The 24,047-nt window shown below is 58.7% G+C and carries 23 protein-coding genes and 1 pseudogene; 18 read left to right on the forward strand and 6 right to left on the reverse strand.

Annotation, left to right across the window (positions count from 1 at the left end; genetic code table 11):
* Window positions 1-347 precede the first annotated feature (347 nt).
* The 3 genes and pseudogenes from DM373_RS29925 to DM373_RS19030 all read left to right on the forward strand — a co-directional run.
* Window positions 348-416: pseudogene (locus tag DM373_RS29925) on the forward strand (four-helix bundle copper-binding protein); the annotation flags it as partial.
* Window positions 417-1,073: 657 nt separating this feature from the next.
* Window positions 1,074-1,757, forward strand: a complete 684-nt coding sequence (locus DM373_RS19025; protein ID WP_177336881.1) for a hypothetical protein — start codon at window positions 1,074-1,076, stop codon at window positions 1,755-1,757.
* A gap of 283 nt (window positions 1,758-2,040) precedes the next feature.
* On the forward strand, window positions 2,041-2,172 hold the full coding sequence (locus DM373_RS19030) for a YHYH domain-containing protein (protein ID WP_016489890.1): 132 nt from the start codon (window positions 2,041-2,043) through the stop codon (window positions 2,170-2,172).
* A 72-nt stretch (window positions 2,173-2,244) separates the two neighbouring features.
* Here the strand turns inward: DM373_RS19030 and DM373_RS19035 are convergent, their stop codons facing one another.
* From DM373_RS19035 to DM373_RS19045, 3 genes are read right to left on the reverse strand one after another with little or no spacing between them, the layout of a single operon-like run.
* A complete protein-coding gene (locus tag DM373_RS19035) occupies window positions 2,245-2,976 on the reverse strand; it encodes a TraX family protein (protein WP_012316919.1) in 732 nt (243 codons plus the stop codon).
* Window positions 2,973-3,413 carry a YqaA family protein gene (locus DM373_RS19040; RefSeq protein ID WP_012316918.1) on the reverse strand — a complete coding sequence of 147 codons (441 nt, stop codon included), beginning with the start codon at window positions 3,411-3,413 and terminating at the stop codon, window positions 2,973-2,975. The genes DM373_RS19035 and DM373_RS19040 overlap by 4 nt, the downstream gene beginning before the upstream one ends.
* Before the next feature lie 4 nt (window positions 3,414-3,417).
* On the reverse strand, window positions 3,418-3,726 hold the full coding sequence (locus DM373_RS19045) for a metal-sensing transcriptional repressor (RefSeq protein ID WP_012316917.1): 309 nt from the start codon (window positions 3,724-3,726) through the stop codon (window positions 3,418-3,420).
* A 512-nt stretch (window positions 3,727-4,238) separates the two neighbouring features.
* Between DM373_RS19045 and DM373_RS19055 the strand changes: the two genes are divergently transcribed.
* From DM373_RS19055 to DM373_RS19075, 6 genes are all read left to right on the forward strand, one after another.
* Window positions 4,239-4,976, forward strand: coding sequence for a HupE/UreJ family protein (locus tag DM373_RS19055; RefSeq protein ID WP_012316916.1), 738 nt, complete (start codon window positions 4,239-4,241; stop codon window positions 4,974-4,976).
* An 11-nt stretch (window positions 4,977-4,987) separates the two neighbouring features.
* Window positions 4,988-5,644, forward strand: coding sequence for a hypothetical protein (locus DM373_RS19060; RefSeq protein ID WP_012316915.1), 657 nt, complete (start codon window positions 4,988-4,990; stop codon window positions 5,642-5,644).
* A 74-nt stretch (window positions 5,645-5,718) separates the two neighbouring features.
* Window positions 5,719-5,841: a hypothetical protein gene (locus DM373_RS29445; protein WP_016489889.1), complete on the forward strand. Its 123-nt coding sequence runs from the start codon at window positions 5,719-5,721 to the stop codon at window positions 5,839-5,841.
* Window positions 5,842-6,011: 170 nt separating this feature from the next.
* A complete protein-coding gene (locus tag DM373_RS19065; RefSeq protein WP_012316914.1) occupies window positions 6,012-6,287 on the forward strand; it encodes a metal/formaldehyde-sensitive transcriptional repressor in 276 nt (91 codons plus the stop codon).
* On the forward strand, window positions 6,284-7,225 hold the full coding sequence (gene dmeF, locus DM373_RS19070; protein WP_012316913.1) for a CDF family Co(II)/Ni(II) efflux transporter DmeF: 942 nt from the start codon (window positions 6,284-6,286) through the stop codon (window positions 7,223-7,225). Before DM373_RS19065 ends, dmeF begins: the two co-directional genes overlap by 4 nt.
* A 69-nt stretch (window positions 7,226-7,294) precedes the next feature.
* Entirely contained in the window at window positions 7,295-7,468 is a 174-nt protein-coding gene (locus DM373_RS19075; RefSeq protein ID WP_012316912.1) for a DUF1289 domain-containing protein, read from the forward strand.
* Window positions 7,469-7,508: 40 nt separating this feature from the next.
* Here DM373_RS19075 and DM373_RS19080 read toward each other — a convergent pair whose 3' ends face one another.
* A complete protein-coding gene (locus tag DM373_RS19080; protein WP_012316911.1) occupies window positions 7,509-8,813 on the reverse strand; it encodes an MFS transporter in 1,305 nt (434 codons plus the stop codon).
* 190 nt (window positions 8,814-9,003) lie between these two features.
* On the opposite strand from DM373_RS19080, the gene DM373_RS19085 reads away from it, so the two are divergent.
* From DM373_RS19085 to hcnC, 8 genes are all read left to right on the forward strand, one after another.
* Window positions 9,004-9,945, forward strand: coding sequence for a chromate resistance protein ChrB domain-containing protein (locus DM373_RS19085; RefSeq protein WP_012316910.1), 942 nt, complete (start codon window positions 9,004-9,006; stop codon window positions 9,943-9,945).
* Complete coding sequence (chrA, locus tag DM373_RS19090; protein ID WP_012316909.1) at window positions 9,938-11,308, forward strand: chromate efflux transporter; 1,371 nt, start codon at window positions 9,938-9,940, stop codon at window positions 11,306-11,308. The genes DM373_RS19085 and chrA overlap by 8 nt, the downstream gene beginning before the upstream one ends.
* A gap of 36 nt (window positions 11,309-11,344) precedes the next feature.
* Complete coding sequence (locus DM373_RS19095; protein WP_228759674.1) at window positions 11,345-11,764, forward strand: chromate resistance protein ChrB domain-containing protein; 420 nt, start codon at window positions 11,345-11,347, stop codon at window positions 11,762-11,764.
* A 797-nt stretch (window positions 11,765-12,561) separates the two neighbouring features.
* Window positions 12,562-13,413, forward strand: a complete 852-nt coding sequence (locus DM373_RS19100) for a TnsA endonuclease N-terminal domain-containing protein (protein ID WP_110995059.1) — start codon at window positions 12,562-12,564, stop codon at window positions 13,411-13,413.
* Complete coding sequence (locus DM373_RS29085) at window positions 13,410-15,812, forward strand: UvrD-helicase domain-containing protein (protein ID WP_208642811.1); 2,403 nt, start codon at window positions 13,410-13,412, stop codon at window positions 15,810-15,812. Before DM373_RS19100 ends, DM373_RS29085 begins: the two co-directional genes overlap by 4 nt.
* Before the next feature lie 791 nt (window positions 15,813-16,603).
* On the forward strand, window positions 16,604-16,918 hold the full coding sequence (gene hcnA, locus DM373_RS19110; protein WP_110995060.1) for a cyanide-forming glycine dehydrogenase subunit HcnA: 315 nt from the start codon (window positions 16,604-16,606) through the stop codon (window positions 16,916-16,918).
* Entirely contained in the window at window positions 16,915-18,309 is a 1,395-nt protein-coding gene (hcnB, locus tag DM373_RS19115; protein ID WP_110995061.1) for a cyanide-forming glycine dehydrogenase subunit HcnB, read from the forward strand. The genes hcnA and hcnB overlap by 4 nt, the downstream gene beginning before the upstream one ends.
* A 2-nt stretch (window positions 18,310-18,311) precedes the next feature.
* Window positions 18,312-19,562 (forward strand): cyanide-forming glycine dehydrogenase subunit HcnC, encoded by a 1,251-nt coding sequence (hcnC, locus tag DM373_RS19120; protein ID WP_110995062.1) that lies wholly within the window; start codon window positions 18,312-18,314, stop codon window positions 19,560-19,562.
* Window positions 19,563-19,716: 154 nt separating this feature from the next.
* Here the strand turns inward: hcnC and lpdA are convergent, their stop codons facing one another.
* Window positions 19,717-21,117, reverse strand: coding sequence for a dihydrolipoyl dehydrogenase (gene lpdA / locus DM373_RS19125; protein ID WP_110995063.1), 1,401 nt, complete (start codon window positions 21,115-21,117; stop codon window positions 19,717-19,719).
* A 213-nt stretch (window positions 21,118-21,330) separates the two neighbouring features.
* Here lpdA and cfaB point away from each other — a divergent pair, with 213 nt between their 5' ends.
* Entirely contained in the window at window positions 21,331-22,515 is a 1,185-nt protein-coding gene (gene cfaB / locus DM373_RS19130) for a C17 cyclopropane fatty acid synthase CfaB (protein ID WP_110995064.1), read from the forward strand.
* A gap of 43 nt (window positions 22,516-22,558) precedes the next feature.
* Here cfaB and cls read toward each other — a convergent pair whose 3' ends face one another.
* The gene (gene cls, locus DM373_RS19135; RefSeq protein WP_110995065.1) at window positions 22,559-23,998 is read right to left on the reverse strand and encodes a cardiolipin synthase; all 1,440 of its coding nucleotides are present in this window, start codon (window positions 23,996-23,998) and stop codon (window positions 22,559-22,561) included.
* Window positions 23,999-24,047 lie beyond the last annotated feature (49 nt).

Here is a 24,047-nt window from a genome sequence, read left to right on the forward strand (position 1 = left end):
CCACGACCTGCCGATACCTATGCTGTAGGCATAGCGACAGGTTCTCCCCCCCGATCCATGGCGTCCTCCCCGCGTCTGACTCCCTCTTAATTTCACACCATCGTTCTGCGTAGCAGCGGGGCGATGGCACGCGGCTGGGCGCTGATCTGTCGAGGAATCATTTTCATGACTCCATAACGTTTTCAGGGACGGATCCAAGCTGAGCCTGCACAGCTGAAGGGCTTGAACGTAGGAGACAAGGTGAAATTTGGGTTCCGTATGGGGGGAAGCGTCGCGAAATCGTGAGCATTCAGAAGCAGTGATTTTCCAGCCTTAAATGATCGGGCAGGCCTTCGCACCGAGATGCTGACCACTGTCAGCAATGCGCACAGGCCTGTATGACCTGCGCAGATTCCTGCGAAGCAATGACTGCGTAAGCGAATTTCGCCAAACCTCCGCCTGCTTTCCATGCGCCTGATAAAAGATTTGGGTACGTCGATAACCGGCGTGCCTAGGGAGACAGGTAGACCGCTTATGGGCATGCGTTCTGGCAGAGCCTAGCTTGGGCAGCTAGCCAACCAAAGGCGCTGCTGTACAGATCTGGTAGCAAAGAAGCCCGCCTCGGCGGCGGGCTATCAGATGTCTCCAAGGGGAGGCTGTAGGCCAACAAGTCTCGGAGCAAGCGCTTGTAGGATACGCCTCTTGGCTCACGCCCACCAGCCAGCTCGACGGGAGCGAATGGTCCTGCGTTCTGACGGCATTTGAAGCGGCTTATGTGGGCCACGTCAATCGGCAGGGCAATCCGCCAAGACAAAGCAAGCTGGTTATCCCCAGGCGGTATACCCTCAGGGAGAGTCAAAGGCAAAGCTAGGGGTAAATCTAGCGGGTACTCACATTTGAGGGCAGAATCACCAGCTTCGCCTACATTGCACTGGGTTGAGGGGAAGGTGGTGGGAGCAGAGCTAGATCGGGTAAAGGATCGCAAAAGGAGCAGAGCGTTAATCGAAGACCTCTACCTCGACGCGAACCGAGTTTACGTAATCCACTACTCCTGCGAATCGTTTTATCAGAACGATACGGGGGAGTCGAAACGTGTGACCTCCATCGCCACACGAAACCTAAAAACCGGCCAGACCAAATCATGGTCCATCCATAAAGAAGCAGAGCTCAGCAAACAGCTCTCCAGCATGCAAGCAGAGCTCAATAAATTCGAAAAGTCGATGCTCAAAGGCTTTTTCCAATGGCTTGATAAGCACAAGGATTGCCGTTTCCTGCACTGGAATATGCGAGACGAAAATTTCGGGTTCTTTGCGCTTGAGCATCGCTTCCGGGTACTCGGCGGCAAACCCGTAGAGCTGCCGGATGACAAGAAGGTTGACCTTGCGCGTGAGCTGGTTGCGTTGTATGGAAGAAATTATGCCCCGCATGCCGATAGCAAGGGAAGGAAAGGCAGGATCATGGCATTAGCTGAACTCAACAATGCCAGCGACCAAGACGCGCTGCCGGGCGCTGATGAGGCTGCCGCCTTTGTGAACGCTGAGTACATAAAAATGCATCAATCGACCTTGAGGAAGCTCGATATGTTTGCGAACTTCTTCGAACGGACACATGACAAGTCCTTGAAGACGAAATCCAAATGGTACGAGCGGAACGGGGTGCACCCTGTTGTGTTGATTGAAATCGTCAAAGACCATCCGATCTACACGACAGTTATCGTACTGAGTGGCCTTGCCATAGCTGCCGTCAATTTCAGCCGTTTCTTGGAGCTTTTCAACTAGCTCCCCGTATCGGGTTCTGCGCTGTAGCGCAAGCGCCAGTTCACCACTCTTTGGGCCTCATTAGGAGGCCTGTAGGTGTATACGGGACTCGGGACGATTGGATTTAGAGAATTAAAACTCTCGCAGCGTTTAATTCCACGGGCTCCAGCCCGACGCCCGTAATTACCCCTTTCATTGGACCACACCTCGTCGGGGACGCAGCCGCTTGCCGTATGAAGGCAATTAGCCATAATCTTCGCCGGTGGCCGAAGCCACGTACAAAAACCAAGCATGGAGTAGCCTGATGAAAATCGTTTACCTCGTGATCGCAGCAGTCCTGTCGTTCTCCTCGGTCACTGCCTTCGCACATAGCGGCGGTACCGACTCCAAGGGTTGCCACACCAACCACAAAACGGGCGAGCGCCACTGTCACTAAGGCGGTCCGCAGGTCCTTCAGCGCTGGTGTTCTTGACCCTGAGGATGCCAGCCATAGAAGCAAAGCCAGCAGCTAAAGCAAGTTGCGAATACCCAGTAGCGCCACCAGGTGGCCGGGGTAGAACCAATAGCTCCACTGTTTGACAGGCACGACCTTGAACGGCAATGGGGCCCAGAACAGCGCCAAACCGAGCAGAGGTGCAAGAGCGGCGGTCGACAGTGCGAGGATGGCGAATGGTTCTAGTTGCGCTGCTTGCTCGAACAGGCCAGTTCGAGAGTTGGCAGCAGCACAGAGTGCGACGGGCAGTAACGCGAAAAGTTCGGGGCGCTTGATCGCGAGCACCAGAGCTGCCGGCACGAACACTCCATAAAAGCCGAACATCAACGGCTCGCTCAGCAAATAGGCAGCCAGAATCGCCCCGCCGGCCAGTACCAGGCTTTCGAGCGTCCGGTGCTGCACTCCCCAAGCGACCAGCAGACCCAACGCCAACGTGACCAGGACGTTGAATGTGCCTGAGGTGCTGACCATCCGGTATGGCACTTCTGATAGCGCCGCAAACAACACCAAAAGGGCGAGATACCGGCCATTACTCCGGATAAACAACTCACCAGGCTGGTTCCGCGAAACGTTGATGGCCACCGCCAAACAGAACAAAGGAAAGGACAGTCGGCCTAAGACAAACAGGTTACTGGTAGCCGGCCAGGCCAACCGCATGTGATCGAGCACCATCGTAATCAAGGCGATCCACTTGATCAGGTCCTGGCCCGTGTGCCGCTCTCTGTGACGGATGGGATCTGACGTCACGGCATGCTCCCGAGTACCAAAAGAGTCAGTAGCAAGTACCGCCCACCCTTGGCCAAGGTCACCAACAGTGTGAACCGCCAAAGTGGCTCGCGCATGACCCCGGCTACCAACGTAATTGGATCGCCGATAATGGGTACCCAGCTCAATAGCAGTGACCAGTATCCATAGCGCTGGTAGAAGACTTGTGCCTTCTCCAGCTTGGACTCCCTAATCGGGAACCAGCGCTTGTGCTTGAAGTGCTCGACGCCTCGACCCAAAAACCAGTTAACCACGGAACCCAGCACATTGCCGGCGGTAGCCACCGCGACAAGCGCCACGGGCAGGTACAGCTCAGACACTAGCATCGCGGCCAGCGCGGCTTCTGACTGCATGGGTAGCAGCGTGGCGGCCGCAAAAGCTGCCAGAAACAGGCCGAGGTAGCTGGTGAGCTCGAACACGGCCCTACAGGTACTTGGTAATTTGCTTGAATTCGTCCAGGGCCGATCGATCGCCCTTGCTCAAGGCTGCAACCGAGTCCTCAAGACAGTGGTCGATATGGTCCTGGATGAGCGTGCGCTTGGCCTGGCAGACGGCCTTTTCAACCGCATGCAGTTGCTGGGCAATGTCTACACACTCGCGCCCATCCTCGATCATGGCAATGATGCTGCGCAGATGGCCGTCTGCACGCTTCAGGCGCTTGATGATCGCCTCATGGCTCTGGTGAGTATGGGCATGGCCCTGTTCATCATCGTGCTGGTGATCATCGGACATATCTTGAGTCTCTGTCGGCGATACATTACGCTGGCGATGCTATCCCCCCCAGGGGGTTAGGTCAAACGTGCAACGTTGCTGTTGAATCAGCGTCATAGGCATCTGAATGTCCCGTCGTTTCCTGTCATCAGCCATCCTCGTGGCTTTGGCTATGGCCGTTATGCTGGCCTGGACGGGGCACGCCTATTCGTTGGCAGTACCGACTCAAGTCGCTGCCCAAGAAGCAGGGAACATGAAGCATGGGCATGACCATGGCGAGGCCTCATGGAGCTGCGCGCATTGCACTGACCACTATCATGCCCCGCTCACGCCCGACCACCAGCACGAGACCCCTCAGCTCTCTTCTGCTGCGCAACTGACACCTATCTTCGGCCCGTCCATGCCATTGGCCTGGTCAGGCAACTCGGTACCACACCCGCCTATCTTCCGAATCGAACGCCCACCTCGTCCTGCTTTTGCTTCCTGACCCTGGCCGCTTTGCGGCTCTCGATCACTGCAAAAAGGATTGATCCATGCGTTTACACTCGATAACGGGTGGGAGCTTGCTCGCTGTGCGTGCACGCCATCCCATCTGCCTCTTGTTCCTGTTCGTCGCGTCATTGCTTATCGGCATGCCGGAGGCATTGGCACACGCCGTAGCGGAAGGCGACAAGGGATTCATCCAGGAAAGCTCGGGGGTCATGCTGATCCCGTTCATCTACATGGGCGCCAAGCACATGATGACGGGCTATGACCACCTGCTGTTCCTGTTCGGCGTCATCTTCTTCCTCTACCGCCTCAAGGACGTGGGCCTCTACGTCACGCTATTCGCCGTTGGACATTCGGTCACGCTGCTGTTCGGCGTGCTTACTGAGATCAGCATCAGCTCCTACATCATCGACGCGATCATCGGTTTCTCGGTGGTCTACAAGGCGATGGACAACCTGGGGGCCTTCAAGCGCTGGTTCGGTTACCAGCCGAACACCAAAGCCGCGACGCTCGTCTTCGGCCTGCTGCATGGCTTTGGCCTGGCAACAAAGATCCAGGAGTACGAAATCTCGGCCGACGGCCTGATCCCCAACCTCATTGCTTTCAATGTCGGGGTTGAGATCGGTCAGTTGCTCGCGCTGAGCGCCATCCTGATCGTGATGGGCTTCTGGAGAAGAACCGGTGGTTTCTGGCGTCACGCCTACACCGCCAACGTTGCCATGATGAGCGCCGGTTTCCTGCTGATGGGTTATCAGCTGACTGGCCTGATTGTTACCGCTTGAGGATTCTGAACATGTTCAACTCCCCACTTCCTTCGGCAAACGAACTGCCGAGCAGCCGTCAGCTCATTCGATCCACCGCCATCGCCTTCGCTGCCGCGATGGGCCTTCTGGTCACCGTGGTCATGCCTTCGGAGTATGCCGTCGACCCAACAGGTCTGGGCCGAGCCATGGGTCTTACCCAGATGGGCGAGATCAAGATCTCCCTCGCCCAAGAAGCCTTGGCCGATGAGGCCGCTACGAAAGCCGCTGTACCTGCGCCGGCAATACCGGCACCGGTTCCCGAGGCTGCTCCCGCTCCGGCTCCACAAGTTGCAGCGGTGCAGCCTGCCCAGCAAGCAGTGCAGCCAGCGGCAAAAACCGACGAGGTCAGTTTGACCCTCAAGCCAGGCGAAGGGCGCGAGATCAAGCTCGAAATGCGTAAGGGAACTGTCGTTGCATATGAGTGGAATGCTTCGGGACCGGTCAACCACGACACCCACGGTGAAACCTATGACGCGGCCCAGGGCGACTTCCACAGCTACAGCAAGGGTCGTCAGGTGCAAAGCGACAAGGGTGAGCTGACTGCGCTCTTCGACGGCACCCATGGCTGGTTCTGGCGCAACCGTACCACGGGTAACGTCACCATTGTGCTGAACACGACTGGCGACTATCTCAACCTGAAGAAATGACGCGTGGTCGAGGCTCACTAGAAGTGAGCCTCGACCTATCAATTTTTTGATCTCACCACTGTGGAACCTACGACATGACCATCAAACTGCTACGTTCGCTCGCTGTAATCGGTCTCCTCGGCCTGCTCGTCGCATGCGGCGATGCCGAGCCAGAGGTGTCGAACGATAGCGCGGGCCATGGCCACGCTCACGACTGATACCCCGGTTAGAGCCAAGGAAGGCTCTATCTACCGCTCCTCAGGATGACGGTTGATACGTTCGCCAGTCATCCCGCTCGTCTCAAAAATCGCCTGCTGATTACTGGTCTCTTGTATAGGGGGGTGGGGTATGACAATCTCCGCGCCAATATACATAGGGGGAGTATGGTATGGGCCATCTCGCATCGAACAAAGAGGCGCTGCTCAAGCGCGTCAAACGCATTGCTGGGCAGGTGCAGGCAATTGAAAAAGCCCTTCAGGAAGAAGAGGACTGCGCCAAGACCCTGCTACTGGTGGCATCGGCCCGTGGAGCGATGAATGGGTTGCTGGACGAAATCATCAAGGATCACGCCAGGGCGCACGTAGCTCACCCGTCACTTACTGACGAAGAGCGCAGCAAGGGCGTAGAAGAACTCCTGGAAGCCATTCAGCGGTACTCAAAATGACTTCGGACATCCAAGCTATGAGCACGACGGCAACCACCCATGACCATGTTTTTCTCGGTGCCTCCCATGAAGAGAATGCGAAGCGCACGCTCTGGGTCGTGTTGCTGACCGTTGTAATGATGGTGGGTGAGATTGCCGCAGGCTACATCACCGGATCGATGGCCCTACTCGCCGACGGCTTCCACATGGCCACACACGCTGGTGCGCTCGGCATCGCGGCCGCTGCATACGCGTATGCCAAGCGACACGCCACCAACTCTGGGTTCAGTTTTGGTACGGGCAAGGTCGGCGATCTGGGTGGGTTTGCTTCGGCGCTGATCCTGGGACTCGTTGCCCTGGCAGTGGGTGCTGAGTCGATCGTCCGTTTGTTCCAACCGAATGAAGTGCAATTCAGCATCGCGATTGGTATCGCGATAGTTGGCTTGCTGGTGAACATCGTGAGTGCGTTGCTGCTGGGCCACGGGCACAACCATGATCACGGGCATGACCACCACCATCACCACGATCATGGCCACGGGCACGGCGACAACAATCTGCAATCGGCCTATGTGCATGTCCTGGCCGATGCACTGACCTCGGTCCTTGCGATCGTCGCACTGCTGGCGGGCAAATACCTTGGATGGGTCTGGCTCGACCCTGTGATGGGCATCGTCGGCGCCGTTGTTATCGGGCGCTGGTCCTGGAACCTGATGAAAGTGACTGCCGGCGTCCTTCTGGACAAAACTGATGATCACGTAGCGCAGGAAATCCGCGAGTTCATTGAGCAACCGGGTGACGTCCGCATCTGCGATCTTCACGTTTGGCGCGTAGGCCCCGACGCCCACGCCGCTATCGTCAGCGTTGTTGGCAAAGCCGCAACCAGTGTTGAAAGTATTCGTGAGCGGCTGTTGCCGGTTCATGAAATTCGGCACCTGACCGTCGAAATTCACCAAGCCTAATCTGTGGATGCGGGCCGCTGAGGCGGCCTGCACTCACGCGCCACAATCCTGCCCACAGGTAACTCATCCATGGCTTCGCAGATCGAGAACCCTTGTATTTCACTCTGTCAGTTGAAGGGCGATCTCTGTGTAAGCTGCGGACGGTCGAAAGATGAAATCCGCAAGTGGAAGCGCATGAAACGTCCGGAGAAGATGGCCGCCGTACAGAAAGCCAGTGCGCGGCTGAAGGCGCTCAAGAAATAGCACCGACCCAGCGACTCTCCACCGCCCTGGATGGAGGGCGCTATCGCCGTGGCCATTTCCGGTGGAGCTCATCAATGACAAACGAGTGCGCATGAGATTTTCCATCAGCGACATGAGGATGATCTTCCGAAAGATCGTCGTGCTGATGCGACACAACCTCGTGCTCATGGTCGGGATGCCAGATCCATTTGCTCAGTGTCCACGCAAACCCAGCGAGTAGACCTAGGCCAACGAACGCAGCAGTGAGGCTGACGCTGGCTCCCAGCCACCCGGCCAGCGGGTAGGTAATCAGCCAACAAGCATGAGACAAGGCGAACTGCGCCGCGAACAGCGCTGGTCGATCCTGAGCCGAAGAAGATCGACGCAAGATCCGCCCCGACGGCGTTTGTGCCAGGGAATATCCAGCGCCCAGCACCACCCACAGAACAACCAAGGCCGAATAACTGGAGACGAAAGCCCCGATCAGCAAACCAGCCACCAGGATCGCTCCGCCGGCAAGCATGGCCTTACGATCGTCCAGACGCTCAAGAAGTCGCGGAAGCAGCATGGCCACCACCATCGAACCGCCACCGAAAGCCATCAACGCCATGGCCATCGCGCTCTGATCCAGCCCAAGCTTCGCCTGAACCAACACGACCGTATTCACGATAACCATCGCGCTGGCTGCAGCAATTGCGAGGTTCAAGGCCAGGAGGCCGCGCAGGCGCGGGGTACGCAGGAAGATCCGTAGGCCTTTGGTCGTCCGCTCGTAGATGCTCCGCTTGGGCCCGCGAACGGCTACCGGCAATACCGCTGAAACCACCATCGCAGCTGACACGAGGAAACCCACGACGGTGCCACCGAACAGGCTGTGGAAGCTGACCACGGTCAACAGGGCTGCCGCGAGCATCGGGCTAATAACACTCTCCAGGTCATAAGCCAGGCGCGAAAGTGATAGCGCCCGGGTGTACTCACGCTCGTCAGGGAGGATGTCAGGAATGGTGGCCTGGAACGTTGGCGTAAACGCGGCAGATGCAGACTGCAGCACGAAAATCAGCACGTAGATCTGCCAGATCTCGGTGACAAACGGGAGTAACAGCGCCACGGCTGCCCTGACCAGGTCGAGGGAGACCAGCATGGCTTTTCTGGGTAGGTGTTCGGCAAACGCACCGGCAATCGGCGCCACGCCAATGTAGGCCACCATCTTGATCGCGAGCGCAGTGCCCAAGACGGCGCCGGCCTGCGCGCCGGCTAGATTATAGGCCAGAAGCCCAAGCGCTACGGTCGCCAGGCCGGTGCCGATCAAGGCAATCACCTGAGCAATGAACAGGTGCCTGTAAGTGCGGTTTTTCAGGACAGATAGCATGGCACCTCCGTGCACGGCTGGAGGCGATCTCTATCGCCTGAACTTCATCAGATCGACAACAGCGTATCCCCCCCAGGGGGATATGGTCAACGCGATTCCATACGGCTCGACACGCTCGATGAATACCCGTTGCATTTGGACGAAACTGGCTTAATGTAGGAAAAGATACATTTTATGTTGAGTTTTCTACATGATTAGCTGGTCGCTATTGATTTTGGGACTGCCGACAGCAAACGCCACCGAACGAATGCGCGCCTGGAGAACGCTGAAGGCCTCTGGCGCCGCCGTGCTACGCGATGGTGTGTACTTGCTGCCGGAACAAAGCGCGGGCCGCGAAACGTTCGAAGCCGTGGAGCGAGATGTGCTAGCCATCAACGGCACGGCATTTCTGCTGTCGTTGCCAGAACGCGAGGAGCGCTTCAGCGGGCTATTCGACAGAAGCGATGAATACGCCAAGCTGATGGAAGAAATTGCAGGCTGCCGAGCTGACCTATCCCCGGATAATGCGTTGCTGACAGCCCGACAGGTGCGCAAGCTCAGGAAGGCCTTCGGCCAGTTGGCAGCGATCGATTTCTTCCCAGGTGTACTCAAGACCCAAGCCGACGCGGCCCTGCAGGAGCTTGAGACCGCGATTAGCCGCGCTCTGTCTTCTGATGAGCCGAGTGCGCACGATGAGGCGATCAACCAGCTGGAGCGCAGCGAATACCAAGGTCGCCGATGGGCAACGCGAAAACGTCCTTGGGTAGACCGGTTGGCCTGTGCCTGGCTGATCCGTCGCTTCGTTGATGCCGATGCCCAATTCATTTGGTTGGACAGTCCCAGCGACTGCCCAAGCGATGCGCTCGGCTTTGATTTTGATGGGGCCCGATTCAGCCACGTTGGCCAGCGGGTTTCCTTCGAAACCCTCATCGAGAGCTTCGCCTTTCAGCAGCCAGGCCTGGCACGCCTGGCGGGTGTCATCCACTACCTGGATGTGGGAGGCGTACAACCTTCCGAAGCACCCGGTATCGAGCGTGTCCTCGCCGGATTGAGAGAGAGCATTGGCGATGACGATCAACTGACAATGGTCGCAGGAGGCATCTTCGATGGCCTGCTGACGGCTTTCGCAAGCGAGGAAGCCCAAAATGGTTGATACCACCTCCGCAGTAAGTGAACAGCCGCCATCGCAAGCGTCTCAGCAGCCGATCGGTCTGTATGAAGCCTTCCTGTTCTGGCTCAAGTTAGGCTTCATCAGCTTTGGCGGGCCTGCCGGACAGATCTCAGTCATGCATCAGGAGTTGGTCGAGCGTAGGGGGTGGATCAGCGAGAAACGGTTTCTACACGCGCTGAACTACTGCATGTTGCTGCCCGGCCCCGAGGCTCAGCAGCTCGCAACGTATATCGGTTGGCTCATGCACCGCAGCTGGGGTGGGGTAATTGCCGGCGCATTGTTCGTGCTGCCTTCACTGTTCATCCTGATCGGTTTGTCCTGGGTCTATGTCGCCTTTGGCGAGGTGCCGGTAGTCGCGGGCATTTTCTATGGCATCAAGCCGGCGGTCACCGCCATTGTCGTCCACGCTGCACACCGGATTGGTTCACGAGCCCTCAAGAACGGCTGGCTGTGGGCTATGGCCGGCGCCTCGTTCGTCGCTATCTTCGCCCTCAACGTGCCGTTCCCGCTGATCGTGCTGGTGGCCGCCATCATCGGCTATGTGGGGGGCCGCTTCGCACCCGGCAAGTTCGTGATCGGCGGCGGTCATGGGGCCGCGAAGAACAGCTTCGGTCCGGCGCTGATCGATGACGACACCCCAACCCCTGAGCATGCCCGTTTCAGCTGGGGACATCTGGTACACCTGCTGCTGGTCGGTGGAGCGCTGTGGGTGCTGCCCATGGGGTTGCTAACGCTGTCGTTTGGCTGGGACGGCAGCCTGACGCAGATGGGCTGGTTCTTCACCAAGGCTGCACTGATGACGTTTGGCGGGGCGTACGCGGTGCTGCCTTATGTCTACCAGGGCGCTGTCGGTCATTACGGGTGGCTGACGCCAACCCAAATGATCGATGGCCTCGCTTTGGGGGAAACCACGCCAGGGCCACTGATCATGGTGGTTGCCTTCGTCGGATTCATCGGTGGGTACGTGCATCCGATGTTCGGTGCGGAGCACCCGTTCCTTGCCGGTGCAGTCGCGGCGAGCCTCGTGACCTGGTTCACCTTCCTGCCTTCCTTCATCTTCATCCTTGCCGGTGGCCCAGTGGTGGAGTCGACTCACAACGAGATGAAATTCACTGCACCGCTGACAGGCATCACCGCGGCTGTGGTGGGGGTGATCCTGAACCTCGCCATGTTCTTCGGCTACCACGTACTTTGGCCAAAAGGCTTCAGTGGGGCGTTTGACTGGCCTTCAGCGATGATAGCGGTTGCTGCAGCAATTGCCCTATTCCGCTTTAAGCGGGGTGTCATTCAGGTTCTATTCGCTTGCGCCCTGGCAGGCCTGGCAGTCCACATGTTGCGTGGTTGAAACCAACTGCCGGCCGACATCATCGGCCGGTGTTTCATGACCCATCGCCTGCCGGCGGTGGGGTGTCCAATGAAATGGGTAACGCGTGAACGTCCAAAGATCGATCGGATCGCCTGTCCTTGGCTCATCCAGCGCTTCATCGATACAGTCCCGGTTTTCCGCTACGTCCCCAGCAGCGAGGTCTTGCGCGTGGCAAGTGATGAAGGTGCCACGCTCTATGACATTCTAGGGGTAGACCTGAGCCATGTCGGGCCGTTAAGCAGCTTCGACGCCTTCCTCAAGAAGTACCAGCTCGATGATCCCACTCTGGCCAAGCTCGCCGAAATCGTCCGTGGCGCGGACACGTCCAGGCTGGATCTCACGCCCCAGTCGGCGGGGCTTTACGCCATTTCTTTGGGGCTGTTTCGCTGCTACACGGATGACCACGAAATGCTCAAACATGGCCGGATTCTGTAAGACGCCCTCTTTGCATGGTGCCGTGACTGCCACGGTGAAACGCACACCAGGCCACCGCAGATGTAAGAACTCAGCTTGCCGGGCAATGGAAATTTCTTCTGATGACGTATCGGTGGGGCTGCGTCATGAGCTCGCTGTACTGGCCCTTTGCTTGTTTCGCCGCGCAGCCGAGAATCGCTTCCAACCGGACTGTAAGGCCCGATCTAGGACTGTGTGCTGGCAGAGTGAAGAGGGGGCATGAGACAGACTTAGTACCTGTGAACAGGAGAAGCTCGTACCGATTACCTCTGTGTACAAAGATACCATCATAATTTTTCCGGGGTTTTTGCACGATATATCCTTGTGATTTTTCTTTGGCTGAACCTTTGCTGTGACAACCTTTACTGTTGTGACGACCTTTATTAAACGGAAAAGCCCAAGAATTTTTGAAAGATTATGCTTTGTGACAACCTTTATTCTCTCTTCTCCAGGATCAGCGCCCCCGCTCGGCCGCGGAATCCAAGAGCTTTTGTGACAAAGTTTATTAATCCGTAACACCAATGGCTGTTCGGATTAAAGATTGACACATAAGGTTAAAGTCTGACACACGCTATTAAAGTTTGACACAACGCGCAAACCCCCGTATTTACGGGGGTTTTCCGTTTCTGGGCCTAGCCGTTGGTCCGGATTAACCGCTTCGCTTGGCAGCGGGAGTAGTCTAGGAGTGCCTTCGACGAGACCGCCGGAAGGTCCATATTTTCCTATGACTATTTTTGAGGATCAGGTGAAGCACTCCGGTAGGACTGAGGAGGTAGGGGTTGCGCGGTCGTAGGTTTGCTTCAAAGCAGGATATTGAACGGCACATCGCCAACGGATTTGGATCCGGCGCCGGAGTCGGTTACGTGCCTTGGTTACGTGTGCAGGATGTCCCATCAATGGGGCGCTCCCACAAAATCCCAGGCGTTAAAGTTGAGCGCATACATCATCTTTTGTCCGATCTCGAACGTGCCTACCTCTTGGTCTGCGAGTTCTCTGAAGACGTAGTGGACATCCGCGAGCAATACCCGTTGCTGCCTGTGGAAAGCACTCAAGCAATCGCAAAGGCGATTGGCGTCCGTTACCCCAGATACAAATCTACTGCCCTGCCGCTGGTAATGACGACAGACTTTCTCTTGACTGTTAGGCTGCCAAACGGAGATTTTAAATCGGTAGCTAGGACAATTAAGTATCAGCAAGACCTCAAACAGAACTCTCCTCGGACTTTGGAAAAATTAGATATCGAGAGACGATTCTGGATGAGCCAGGGAGTGGACTGGGCCATTGTTACTGAGGAAATGTTTACGCCAGACCTGATAAAAAATCTCGGGCTCCTTAGGCGGTACTCTCAACTAACCTGTGCGCTTATGACTTCGTCACTTCACGTTGAATTCCTTGAGCTCTTAGAGTCCAGCAAAGCTTACCCTTGGGCCACGTCTGAATGTCTTAGAAGAATTGCAGCACGTTTAGGAGTAGCGTACGGCGATGCTAGAGATATTTTCTTTCATCTGATCTGGCGAAAAGTAATTCAGATTGATTTGAGTAGCGCTCCGTTTCACCTGAAATCGCCGCTACCTGATTTCAAGGTTATTTACCCTTCTGACTTGAGCGCATTGAGTGAGGGATCGTTATGAATATTTCAATTAATGACGTATTCGAGCCCGTCACAGAATTCTCGGTACTCACTACCTTAGCCAGAGTCCTTTATCTAGATGAGGAGCACGACGCATTGATCGTGATAGACCTCGTCGAGCCGCCACGAAAGCCCTACCCTTTGGGGCTTGAAGAACTCAGGCTCTCGCTGGAGGCTGGCGACACCAAATCCGTCATCACGGGAGTGCCCGAGTTCCTGCTGGTCTTGGAAGATGATCTCGATGAAAGCACCAAGCGCGATAGGGAAGAAAAATGGGCGGTGATTGCGCCGCTTCTGGATCCGGCCTACCCCGGACAGATCTTCGTACGTGGCGAGATGGGACGCCTTGTGGGAAACCGCGCCGCTGAACTGGGCATGCATCGAAAGACTATTTATCGTCTTTTGTATAGATATTGGTTCTATGGCCAGGTAAGAAATGCGTTTCTCAAAAATTATTCAGCGGTAGGTGTTGCCAGCAGGAACTACACCCAAGATAGACGGCCTGGTCCTAAGCCTAAGTTTCAGGGAGTTCTGACCACGCCTTCCAAGCTGCTCAGTGCTGTTGATAAGCGGTGTATTCGGGTAGGTTACTCACTTTATGTCAACGACAAAGCGCCCTCAATCCGCATTGCTTATGACAAGATGCTTAAGAAATTCTATTCTGTAAAAGATTATTCGAAGAACGCAGAAAATCGAATTCGCTTGCTTCCAGATGCCGAGATACCTAATTACAATCAGTTCGATTATTGGGGAAAAATATTCTTTGACGAGATAGCAACTGATCGTGGGCGTAAGGGGTTGACGAAGTGGCTCAAGGACTGCCGTCCGTTGTCCGGTACCGTCCGCGATTGGCTTCGGGGGCCTTGTCACCAATTCGAGATTGACGCCACGATTGCAGATATCTACTTGGTCAACAGTTATTCCCGGCGGATGGTGATTGGAAGGCCTGTGGTCTACATCGTGGTGGACAGCTTCTCGGGGATGATTGTTGGCCTGTATGTTGGTCTGGAGGGGCCCAGCTGGAATGGTGCGCGGCAGGCATTGTTCAATGCATTCACCTCCAAGGTGGATTTCTGCGCGCAGAACGGCGTCGTTATCAATTCCGAGGACTGGGACTGCCACCACCTACCTCAGCAAATCTACGCCGACCGAGGCGAGATGTTGTCTTTGGCTGCGGAAGGGTTCCCTGTCGTCTTCATTGACGAAATGCAGGATACGTCCTGGGAGCAAGAGCGTTTGTTGCAGTTGATGTTCGACGACACCGTCATCATTCAGCGCTTCGGCGATATCAATCAGCGAATCCTAGGTAGTTCGGAAGGAGCGGAACACCTGACGTTCCCACGAGGCGACGCGCTGCCGATATCCTCCAGCAAACGCTTCGGTCCTCACATCGCTCAGTCCGTGTCCAGAACACAGCTGACGGGTGCCGCTGTAACTGGAGAGAGCGAAGACCGTCACGCCTCCATGTTGATCGTCTACAGCACCGAGCGTGTACAAGATGTGATCTCGACGTTTGGAGAGCATGTCTTAGAACGCTTCAGCGATACCGACCTGACCAACGGGAAAGTCAAAGCTCTTTGCGCTCGGAAACAGGGCGATGCCGCAAAACAGATAGCTGGGCGTACCCTACTGGACTACTGGCCTGCTTCCACTGGCGACCAACTGCCTGGGCTCAAGCTTGTGCGATTTTGGGCACTTCTCGGTGGGCCAAAACCTGCCGTAAACGCATCGTTTTCATCACGATTTGAAGAGATCCGCAGAGCGTTATTTCTGGTGCTGCGCGCTGCCAAAGCGGAGATTGTCGAAGGCTTGAAAGCTGATCATCAGCTGATTCGCAAATTGCGCGATGCTGATAAGGACGTGTCGGCTTTCCGGTTGCTGATTCGTAATCTATGCATGGCAAACGTGGCGGAAGCAGATGAAGAAAGGCGCGTCCGTATCGTGAATACGCTGTACGTAAAGCTGAGCTCGCTGCTCCCAGATCATCTGACACTGCAGATGTTCACCGAGCTTCCGGTTTTTCAACGGCCAGCGCCCATGGCTATTCACGGGCTTCACCGATCGATTTGCTCAGTCGAAAAAAATGGTCGCAGCTTAAACATTCACATCGGCACACTCGCCTCGATGAAAGGTGAAACGCACTTGGCAACCCTCGTCATGGAGTCTCTAGGTCATCCAAGTCGTCGTTTCGATCTGGAACTCGCGCTGCCCATCATTGCAGGGATCGGTACTCGAGCTAAAAAAACGCCTGAGAGCCAGCTATCTCAGTACCGCAATCTGTATGTCGGAATGTCACGACCTACCAGTTTTCTTTGCCTGGCAGTCAACGCAGAACGGGTTTCAGAAGAGTGTAAAGCGGCGTTGGTCGCGCAAGGGTGGGCTATTACCCATCTGCAGTAGTAGAGCAATGGATACGCAATGGCGGATTTGTGGGGACCGATCAACGATTTTTGCACAATTATCGTGCCGTTTTTTCCCTCGTGTCTCCAGTTCTGCAGTTGGGGAATGGGGAGTTGATAGGGATTGAGGGCAGCCAGGCACAGTCAGCGGTTATCTTGGGTTTGTCATCACGCGACCAAGTGGCGAGTGGACGAAGGTTACGTGTGACAAACGCTCTCAACTGGCGCGCGGCTTATCAGCTCGGGGCAACTGGATGTGCGAGCGGAGGACGCTACAGCGTTGGTGGGGCTGCTTAAGGTGAGCTCGTCCTTGGTTGTGTCAAACTATATTATGCGAAGTGGAGTGCTTTTTTCGACGAACCCTCTGCTTGTGTCAAACTATAATTCGTTCGGAGCGGTAGGTCGCCTCGCTGGAGGCCACGGACTACGGGGGCGCTGTGTCAAACTATATTCCGAGCACCCAGCCAAACAGTTAACGTTTCATCGCCACCAATGGGGCTGCTTTGCAGCCCTTCGCGGGTAAACCCGCTCCCACAGGTTTCGCGCCAGCTTGAAGCTTTGCGCAATCCTGTGGGAGCGGCGGTTCGCCGCTGCGATTTACCCGCGAAGGGCCGTAAAGCGGCCCCTTTGTCTTTTCCAGGATCGCGTTCTCGAATCCCACGGCTTACGTGAAGTCCGTCGCACGTCCGTCGCCCCGGAACGTTCCTACATCATGCGTCTGGCATGGATCAATGTTTTCACTCAGCGTTTGCCCTAACGTCGCGACTCACCAGTCATCAAGGACGACAGGAAATGCAGACGTTGCAACGAAAGCACGATATCCAGCCATTGGAAGGCGCGGAAATGACCCTGCTGGTCAATGGCCTGCCCGCGGTGGCCAGCGCGGGGGAGACCGTCCTCAGCGTGCTCAATGCCATTGGCCTGCGCCAGCTGGCGCGCAATGACCACGACCAGCTCAGCGGCGCCTTTTGCGGCATGGGTGTGTGCCACTGCTGCCTGGTGCAGATCGACGGGCGGCCCAAGCGTCGGGCGTGCCAGACGGTGGTCAAGCCAGGCATGCAGATCGAGACCGAAGTGAACCGCGTCCACGGGGAGGCCCGCTCATGAGCCTTCGCCCAGTGATCGTCGGTGCTGGCTCGGCTGGCATGGGGGCGGCCATCGAACTGGCCGACCACGGCGTCGACAGCCTGCTGTTCGATGAAGCCTCGCGCCCTGGCGGGGTGGTTTACCGCGGCCCGTTGCGTGCCGGCATCGACCTCGGTTACCTCGGCCCTCGCTACGCCAAGGCCCTGAACGCCCTGCACGAGGACTTTGCCGCCAGCGCCAGCCATATCGACCTGCGCCTCAACCACCGCGTGGTGGGCGGCGATGACCAGCGCCTGATGGTGCTCGATGGCGACGAGCAACTGCACGAGATCGATTACTCCCACCTGCTGCTGGCCGCCGGCTGCCATGAGCGCAATGTGCCGTTCCCCGGCTGGACCCTGCCGGGGGTGATCCTGCTGGGCGGGCTGCAACTGCAGATCAAGAGCGGCGTGGTCAAGCCTCTGGGCAGCACCTTGATTGCCGGCACCGGGCCGTTGCTGCCCTTGGTTGCGTGCCAGCTGCATGCCGCCGGGGCCAAGGTCAGCGGGGTATATGAAGCCTGCGCGTTCAACCGCATCGCCAAGGAAAGCCTGGCGCTGATGAACAAACCGCAGCTGTTCCTCGATGGCCTGAGCATGCTCGCCTACATGAAGCTCAACGGCATCCCCATGCACTACGGTTGGGGCGTGGTGGGGGCCACGGGCGAGGATGAGCTGCGCGAGGTCAGCGTCGCGCCATACACCCAGGACTGGAAGCCGGACATGACCCGCGTCCAGCGCGAGACGGTGCAGACGCTGGCGGTGGGCTACGGCTTCATCCCGCGCACCCAGCTCAGCCAGCAACTGGGCCTGGAACACGGTTTCAGCGAAGACGGCTACCTGCGCGCGGTGTGCAACGTGTGGCAGCAGAGCAGCCGCCCGAACACCCACCTGGCGGGTGACATGGCCGGTATCCGTGGCGGCGAGGCGGCGATGCTGACCGGGCGTATCGCTGCGCTGTCGATGCTCCTGCAGATGGGCAAGCTCGATGCCGAGCAGGCCATCGAACGGCGCGAGCTGTACCTGGGCAAGCTCGCCGCGATCAAGCGCTTCCGCGCGGGCGTGGAACGCTTCACCGCACGGGGGGCGGCGCAGGTCGAACTGCCCCAGGCCGACACGGTGATCTGCCGTTGCGAACACGTCACCCGCGAGCAGATCGACCTGGCGCTGGAACAGGGCGTGCAGGACATGGCCAGCCTGAAGATGCGCACCCGGGTGAGCATGGGCGACTGCCAGGGGCGCATGTGCGTCGGCTACTGCAGCGATCGCCTGCGCAGCGCCACCGGGCGCCAGGATGTCGGCTGGCTGCGCCCACGCTTCCCGGTGGACCCGATCCCGTTTTCCGCATTCGCACACCTCGGCACGGAGGCCTGAGCATGGCCAAGCACTACGACATCATCATCGCCGGTGGCGGCGTGATCGGCGCGTCCTGCGCCTACCAGCTGTCCAAACGCAGCAACCTGAAAATCGCCCTGATCGACAGCAAGCGCCCGGGCAACGCCACGCGCGCATCGGCGGGTGGCCTGTGGGCCATCGGCGAATCGGTGGGGCTGGGCTGTGGGGTGATCTTCTTTCGCATGATGTCCTCGCGCAGCAAGCGCGAGGCCAATGGCGCGGCGGTGGTGGTCGACTCCAGCACCCCGCATATCCTGCCGCCGTGCTTCTTCGACTTCGCCCTGCAGTCCAACGCGATTTATCCACAGCTGCACCGCGAGCTGATCGAGCGCCACGGCATGGACTTCAAGTTCGAGCGCACCGGGCTCAAGTACATCATCCAGGATGACGAGGACCAGCTGTACGCCGAACACATCGTCAAGCAGATCCCCCACCTGGCTGACCAGGTGCGCTGGCTCGACCGCGACGCGCTACGGGCCTCGGAGCCGGCGGTAACGCAGCAGGCCAATGGCGCGCTGGAGTTCCTTTGCGATCACCAGGTCAGCCCGTTCCGCCTGGGCGACGCTTTTATGGAGGCGGCGCGCCAGAACGGTGTCGACCTGTACCCCAACGTGAATGTCACCGGGGTGCTGCATGAAGGCTCGCGAATCAAGGGCGTGCGCACTGCCGAAGCCGGCGAGTTCCACTGCCACACTCTGATCAACGCCGCGGGCGCCTGGGCTGCAGAGCTGAGCGAGTGGGCGACGGGCCTGAGCATTCCGGTCAAGCCGGTGAAGGGCCAGATCGTGCTGACCGAGCGCCTGCCCAAGCTGCTCGATGGCTGCATCACCACCAGCGATTGCTACATGGCGCAGAAGGACAATGGCGAGATCCTGATCGGCAGCACCACTGAAGAGAAAGGCTTCGATGTCAGCAACACCTTCCCGGAGATCAGTGGGCTGGTGCAGGGGGCCATCCGTTGCGTGCCGGAGCTGGCGCAGGTGAACCTCAAGCGCACCTGGGCCGGGCTACGCCCGGGGTCGCCGGATGAGCTGCCGATCCTGGGGCCTGTGGATAATGTCGAGGGGTACTTCAATGCCTGTGGACACTTCCGCACCGGGATCCTGACGTCGGCGATCACCGGGGTGCTGCTGGACAAGGTTGTCCACAACGAGCAGTTGCCGCTGGATATCACGCCGTTCCTGGCGTCGCGGTTCGGGGAGGGTGTGGATAAAAAAGTCGTGCACGGCTAGAGGCTGCAGGGGCCGCTGTGCGGCCCATCGCCGGCAAGCCGGCTCCCACAGGATTGCGCGATCTTCAAGGTCAACGACCTACCTGTGGGAGCTGGCTTGCCAGCGATGAGGCCAGAGCAAGCAACACAGAACTGTTGCTCTCACCCCCCTCAGATCAGATCTGCATCGCCATCCCATCCACATTCATCGCCGCCTGGCGCAGGGCCTCGGAACGGGTCGGGTGCGGGTGGCAGGTGAGGGCGATGTCTTCGGCCGAGGCCGAGAACTCCATGGCCACGCAGAACTCGCCGATCATCTCGCTGACGCTCGGGCCGACCAGGTGCACACCCAGCACCTCGTCGGTGTTGGCGTCGGCGAGAACCTTGGCGAAGCCTTCGGTCTCATGGTTGATCTTGGCGCGGCTGTTGGCCGTGAAGGGGAACTTGCCGACCTTGTAGGCGCGGCCTTCAGCCTTGAGCTGCTCTTCGGTCTTGCCGACAGTGGCCAGCTCCGGGCGGGTATAGATGACGCCCGGGATCAGGTTGTAATTGACCTCGTGCGGCTTGCCGTGGATGCGTTCGATGCAGGCCACGGCTTCGTCTTCGGCCTTGTGCGCCAGCATCGGGCCGGAGGTGACGTCGCCGATCACCCAGATGCCCGGGACCGAGCTGCGGTGATGGTCGTTGACCAGCATGCCGCGCTTGTCGGTCTCCAGGCCCACGCTCTCCAGGTTCAGGCCCTGGGTGTACGGGCGACGGCCGATGGCCACCAGTACATAGTCGGCTTGCAGGGTTTCGGCGGCGCCGCCGGCGGCGGGTTCCAGGGTGAGGCTGACGCCATCGGCCGATGGCGTGGCCTGGGTGACCTTGCTGCCCAGCTTGAAGGCCATGCCTTGCTTGGCCAAGGCCTTCTGCAAGGTCTTGGCGGTTTCCGCATCGGTGCCCGGGCAGATGCGGTCCAGGTACTCGATGACCGTCACCTGCGCACCGAGGCGGCGCCACACCGAACCCAGCTCCAGGCCGATCACGCCGGCGCCGATCACGATCAGGTGCTTGGGCACCTGGGGCAGGGAGAGCGCGCCGGTGGAGTCGATGATGCGCTGGTTGTCGATGGTCACGCCCGGCAGCGGGGTCGGTTCGGAGCCGGTGGCGATGACGATGTCCTTGGCCTGCAAGGTGGTTTCGCTGCCGTCCTCGGCCTTGACGATGACCTTGCCGACGCCGTCCAGGCGGCCCCAGCCCTTGACCCAGTCGACCTTGTTCTTGCGGAACAGGTACTCGATGCCCTTGGTCAGGCCGGTCACGCTTTCATCCTTCTGTTTCATCATCTGCGCCAGGTTCAGGCTCGGCTTGACCTCGATGCCCAGGTGCGCGAACTCGTCACCGCTGGCCGCCTCGAACAGCTCGGAGGCGTGCAGCAACGCCTTGGAAGGCATGCAACCGACGTTCAGGCAGGTGCCGCCGAGGGTCGAGCGGCCTTCCACGCAGGCCACGCTCATGCCCAGCTGGCCGGCCCGGATCGCTGCGTTGTAGCCGCCAGGGCCGCCGCCGATGATCACCACGTCATAGGATTTCATGGGTTAGTTACTCCAAGGGTGAGGAAGCGAAGAGGGGCATAAGGTTAGTCCGAGCGCGGAGGATTGTATACAATCTGCTGCGTTTGCCGTGCCAGATAGTTCTAGACCATGGTCGCGGTCAACGGAAACTTCGCACGAATGAACTACCCTCATGCGGTAGCGTCCGACTTGATAAGACGTGGCGTTCCGAATCCGTGAAAGGGAGGGTCATGAATGCTTGCGCAACTTCCACCCGTTTTGCAGAGCCTGGACATACCCTTGCGGGTCAAGCTGTGGGACGGCAACCAGTTCGATCTGGGCCCCAGCCCGCAGGTCACCATCGTGGTCAAGGACCCCCAGCTGATCGCCCAGTTGACCCACCCCAACCTGGAAGCGCTGGGTTCGGCTTTCGTCGAAGGCAAACTGGAGCTCGAAGGCGATATCGGTGAAGTGATCCGGGTGTGTGACGAGCTTAGCCAAACGCTGCTCAAGGACGAGGACGACGTGCTGCCGCAGCGCACCTCGCACGACAAGAGCACCGACGCCGAAGCCATCTCCTACCACTACGACCTGTCCAATGCGTTCTACCAGCTGTGGCTGGACCCGGACATGGTCTATTCCTGTGCCTATTTCAAAGAGCCGGACAACACCCTGGCCCAGGCCCAGCAGGACAAGTTCGATCACTTGTGCCGCAAGTTGCGCCTGCAAAGCAGTGATTACCTGCTGGACGTCGGTTGTGGTTGGGGCGGGCTGGCGCGTTTTGCCGCCCGTGAGTACGGCGCCAAGGTGTACGGCATCACCCTGAGCAAAGAGCAGCTGAAACTGGGCCGGCAGCGGGTCAAGGAGGAGGGGCTGACCGACAAGGTCGACCTGCACATTCTCGATTATCGTGACCTGCCCGAGGATGGCCGCTTCGACAAGGTGGTCAGCGTCGGCATGTTCGAGCATGTGGGCCACGCCAACCTCGAACTCTATTGCCGCAAGCTGTTCAGTGCGGTACGCGAAGGCGGGTTGGTGATGAATCACGGCATCACCGCCAAGCATGTGGACGGTCGCCCGGTGGGCCGTGGCGCGGGCGAGTTCATCGACCGCTACGTGTTCCCCCATGGCGAGTTGCCGCACATCTCGATGATCAGCGCGCGTATCTGTGAAGCGGGGCTGGAGGTGGTGGACGTGGAGAGCCTGCGCCTGCACTACGCCAAGACCCTCAACCACTGGAGCGAGAACCTTGAGAACCAGCTGCACCGCGCTGCTGCGCTGGTGCCGGAGAAGACCCTGCGGATCTGGCGCCTGTACCTGGCCGGCTGCGCCTATGCCTTCAGCAAGGGCTGGATCAACCTGCACCAGATCCTCGCCGTGAAACCTTTCGCCGATGGTCATCACGACCTGCCGTGGACGCGTGAGGACATCTATCGCTGACGGGCTGCTGCCCGGCGTGCCCTTTGTGGGGCACGCCGAGGCGCTACAGGATCGGCGATATCAAACGCGCGATACGCATCCCCAGTTGTTGCAGGCGATGGGTGTCGCGGCTGTCCTCGGCGGTGATCTCCCTGGCCTGTTCGAAGTCGTTCACCAGCATCTGTTCGACCTGGTCGGCGAAGGCGCGGTCCACGGTGAGCAGGGTGATCTCGAAGTTCAGGCGGAAGGAACGGTTGTCCAGGTTGGCGCTGCCAATGGCCGTGACCTCATCATCCACCAGCACCACTTTCTGATGCAGGAACCCCGGTTGATAGCGGAACATCCGCACGCCCGCGCGCACCGCCTCGAAGGCGAACAGGCTGGAAGCGGCGTAGACGATACGGTGGTCGGGGCGTGCGGGGATGAGGATGCGCACATCGACGCCGCGCAGCACGGCCAGGCGCAGGGCGGCGAAGATCGCTTCGTCGGGGATGAAATACGGGCTGGTGATCCAGACCCGCCGAGTGGCCGAGTGGATGGCTTCGAGGAAGAACAGCGCGCAGGTTTCCTGGGGGTCGGCCGGGCCACTGGCCAGGGCCTGGCACAGCACGCCATCTTCAGGGTAGGTGTCGGGCAGGATCAGCGGAGGCAGCTGGCGCGTGGCCCAGTACCAGTCTTCGGCGAACGACTCCTGCAGGCAGGCCAGTACCGGGCCGCTGATCTGCACATGGGTGTCGCGCCACGGCGACAGGCGCGGGTGCGCGCCGAGGTACTCGTCGCCCACGTTATGCCCACCGAGAAAGCCCAGCAGCCCATCCACCACGACGATCTTGCGGTGGTTGCGAAAGTTGACCTGGAAGCGGTTGAACAAGCCGCGGCGGGTGGCGAATGCCTGTATCTGCACACCGCCGTCGCGCAGCACCTGGCTGTAGCTGGCCGGCAGTGCGTGGCTGCCGACCCGGTCGTAAAGCACGAAGACCCTTACGCCTTCTGCCGCCTTGCGCAGCAGCAACTGCTGCAGCTCTCGGCCGAGCGCGTCGTCGTGGATGATGAAGAACTGCACCAGTACGGTGTCACGGGCCTTGTCGATGGCGGCGAAGATCGCCTTGAAGGTGGCTTCGCCATCGATCAGCAGCTTCACTTCATTGTTGGCCAGGCATGGCATGCGCCCCAGCTTGGGCATGGCGCGCAGGGCTGCATAACTGTCGGACTCGCGCGCGGTCAGGGCTTCCTCCACCCACGGCCGCCAGTTGAGATTGGCCATGGCCACGTGCATCTCCTGGTTGGCATGCCGGCGCGCGTTGATGTACGCATAGAACGAACGGGCACCGAAGATCAGGTAGGGGATGAGCGCAAAGTAGGGGATGAAGAACAGGGGCATGGCCCAGGCGATCGCACCTTGGGCTGTACGCACGGTGAACACGGCATGCAGCGCCGCGATGATGCCGAGCAGATGAATCAGGCCGAGCACGTAACCGAAGAAGTAGGGGCTGTGGTAATCCATACGCATCCTGCTTGCCGTTAGCACTGCCTTTAACAGACCACGTTCGTGG

The sequence above is a fragment of the Pseudomonas sichuanensis genome (assembly GCF_003231305.1).
Classification (GTDB): domain Bacteria; phylum Pseudomonadota; class Gammaproteobacteria; order Pseudomonadales; family Pseudomonadaceae; genus Aquipseudomonas; species Aquipseudomonas sichuanensis.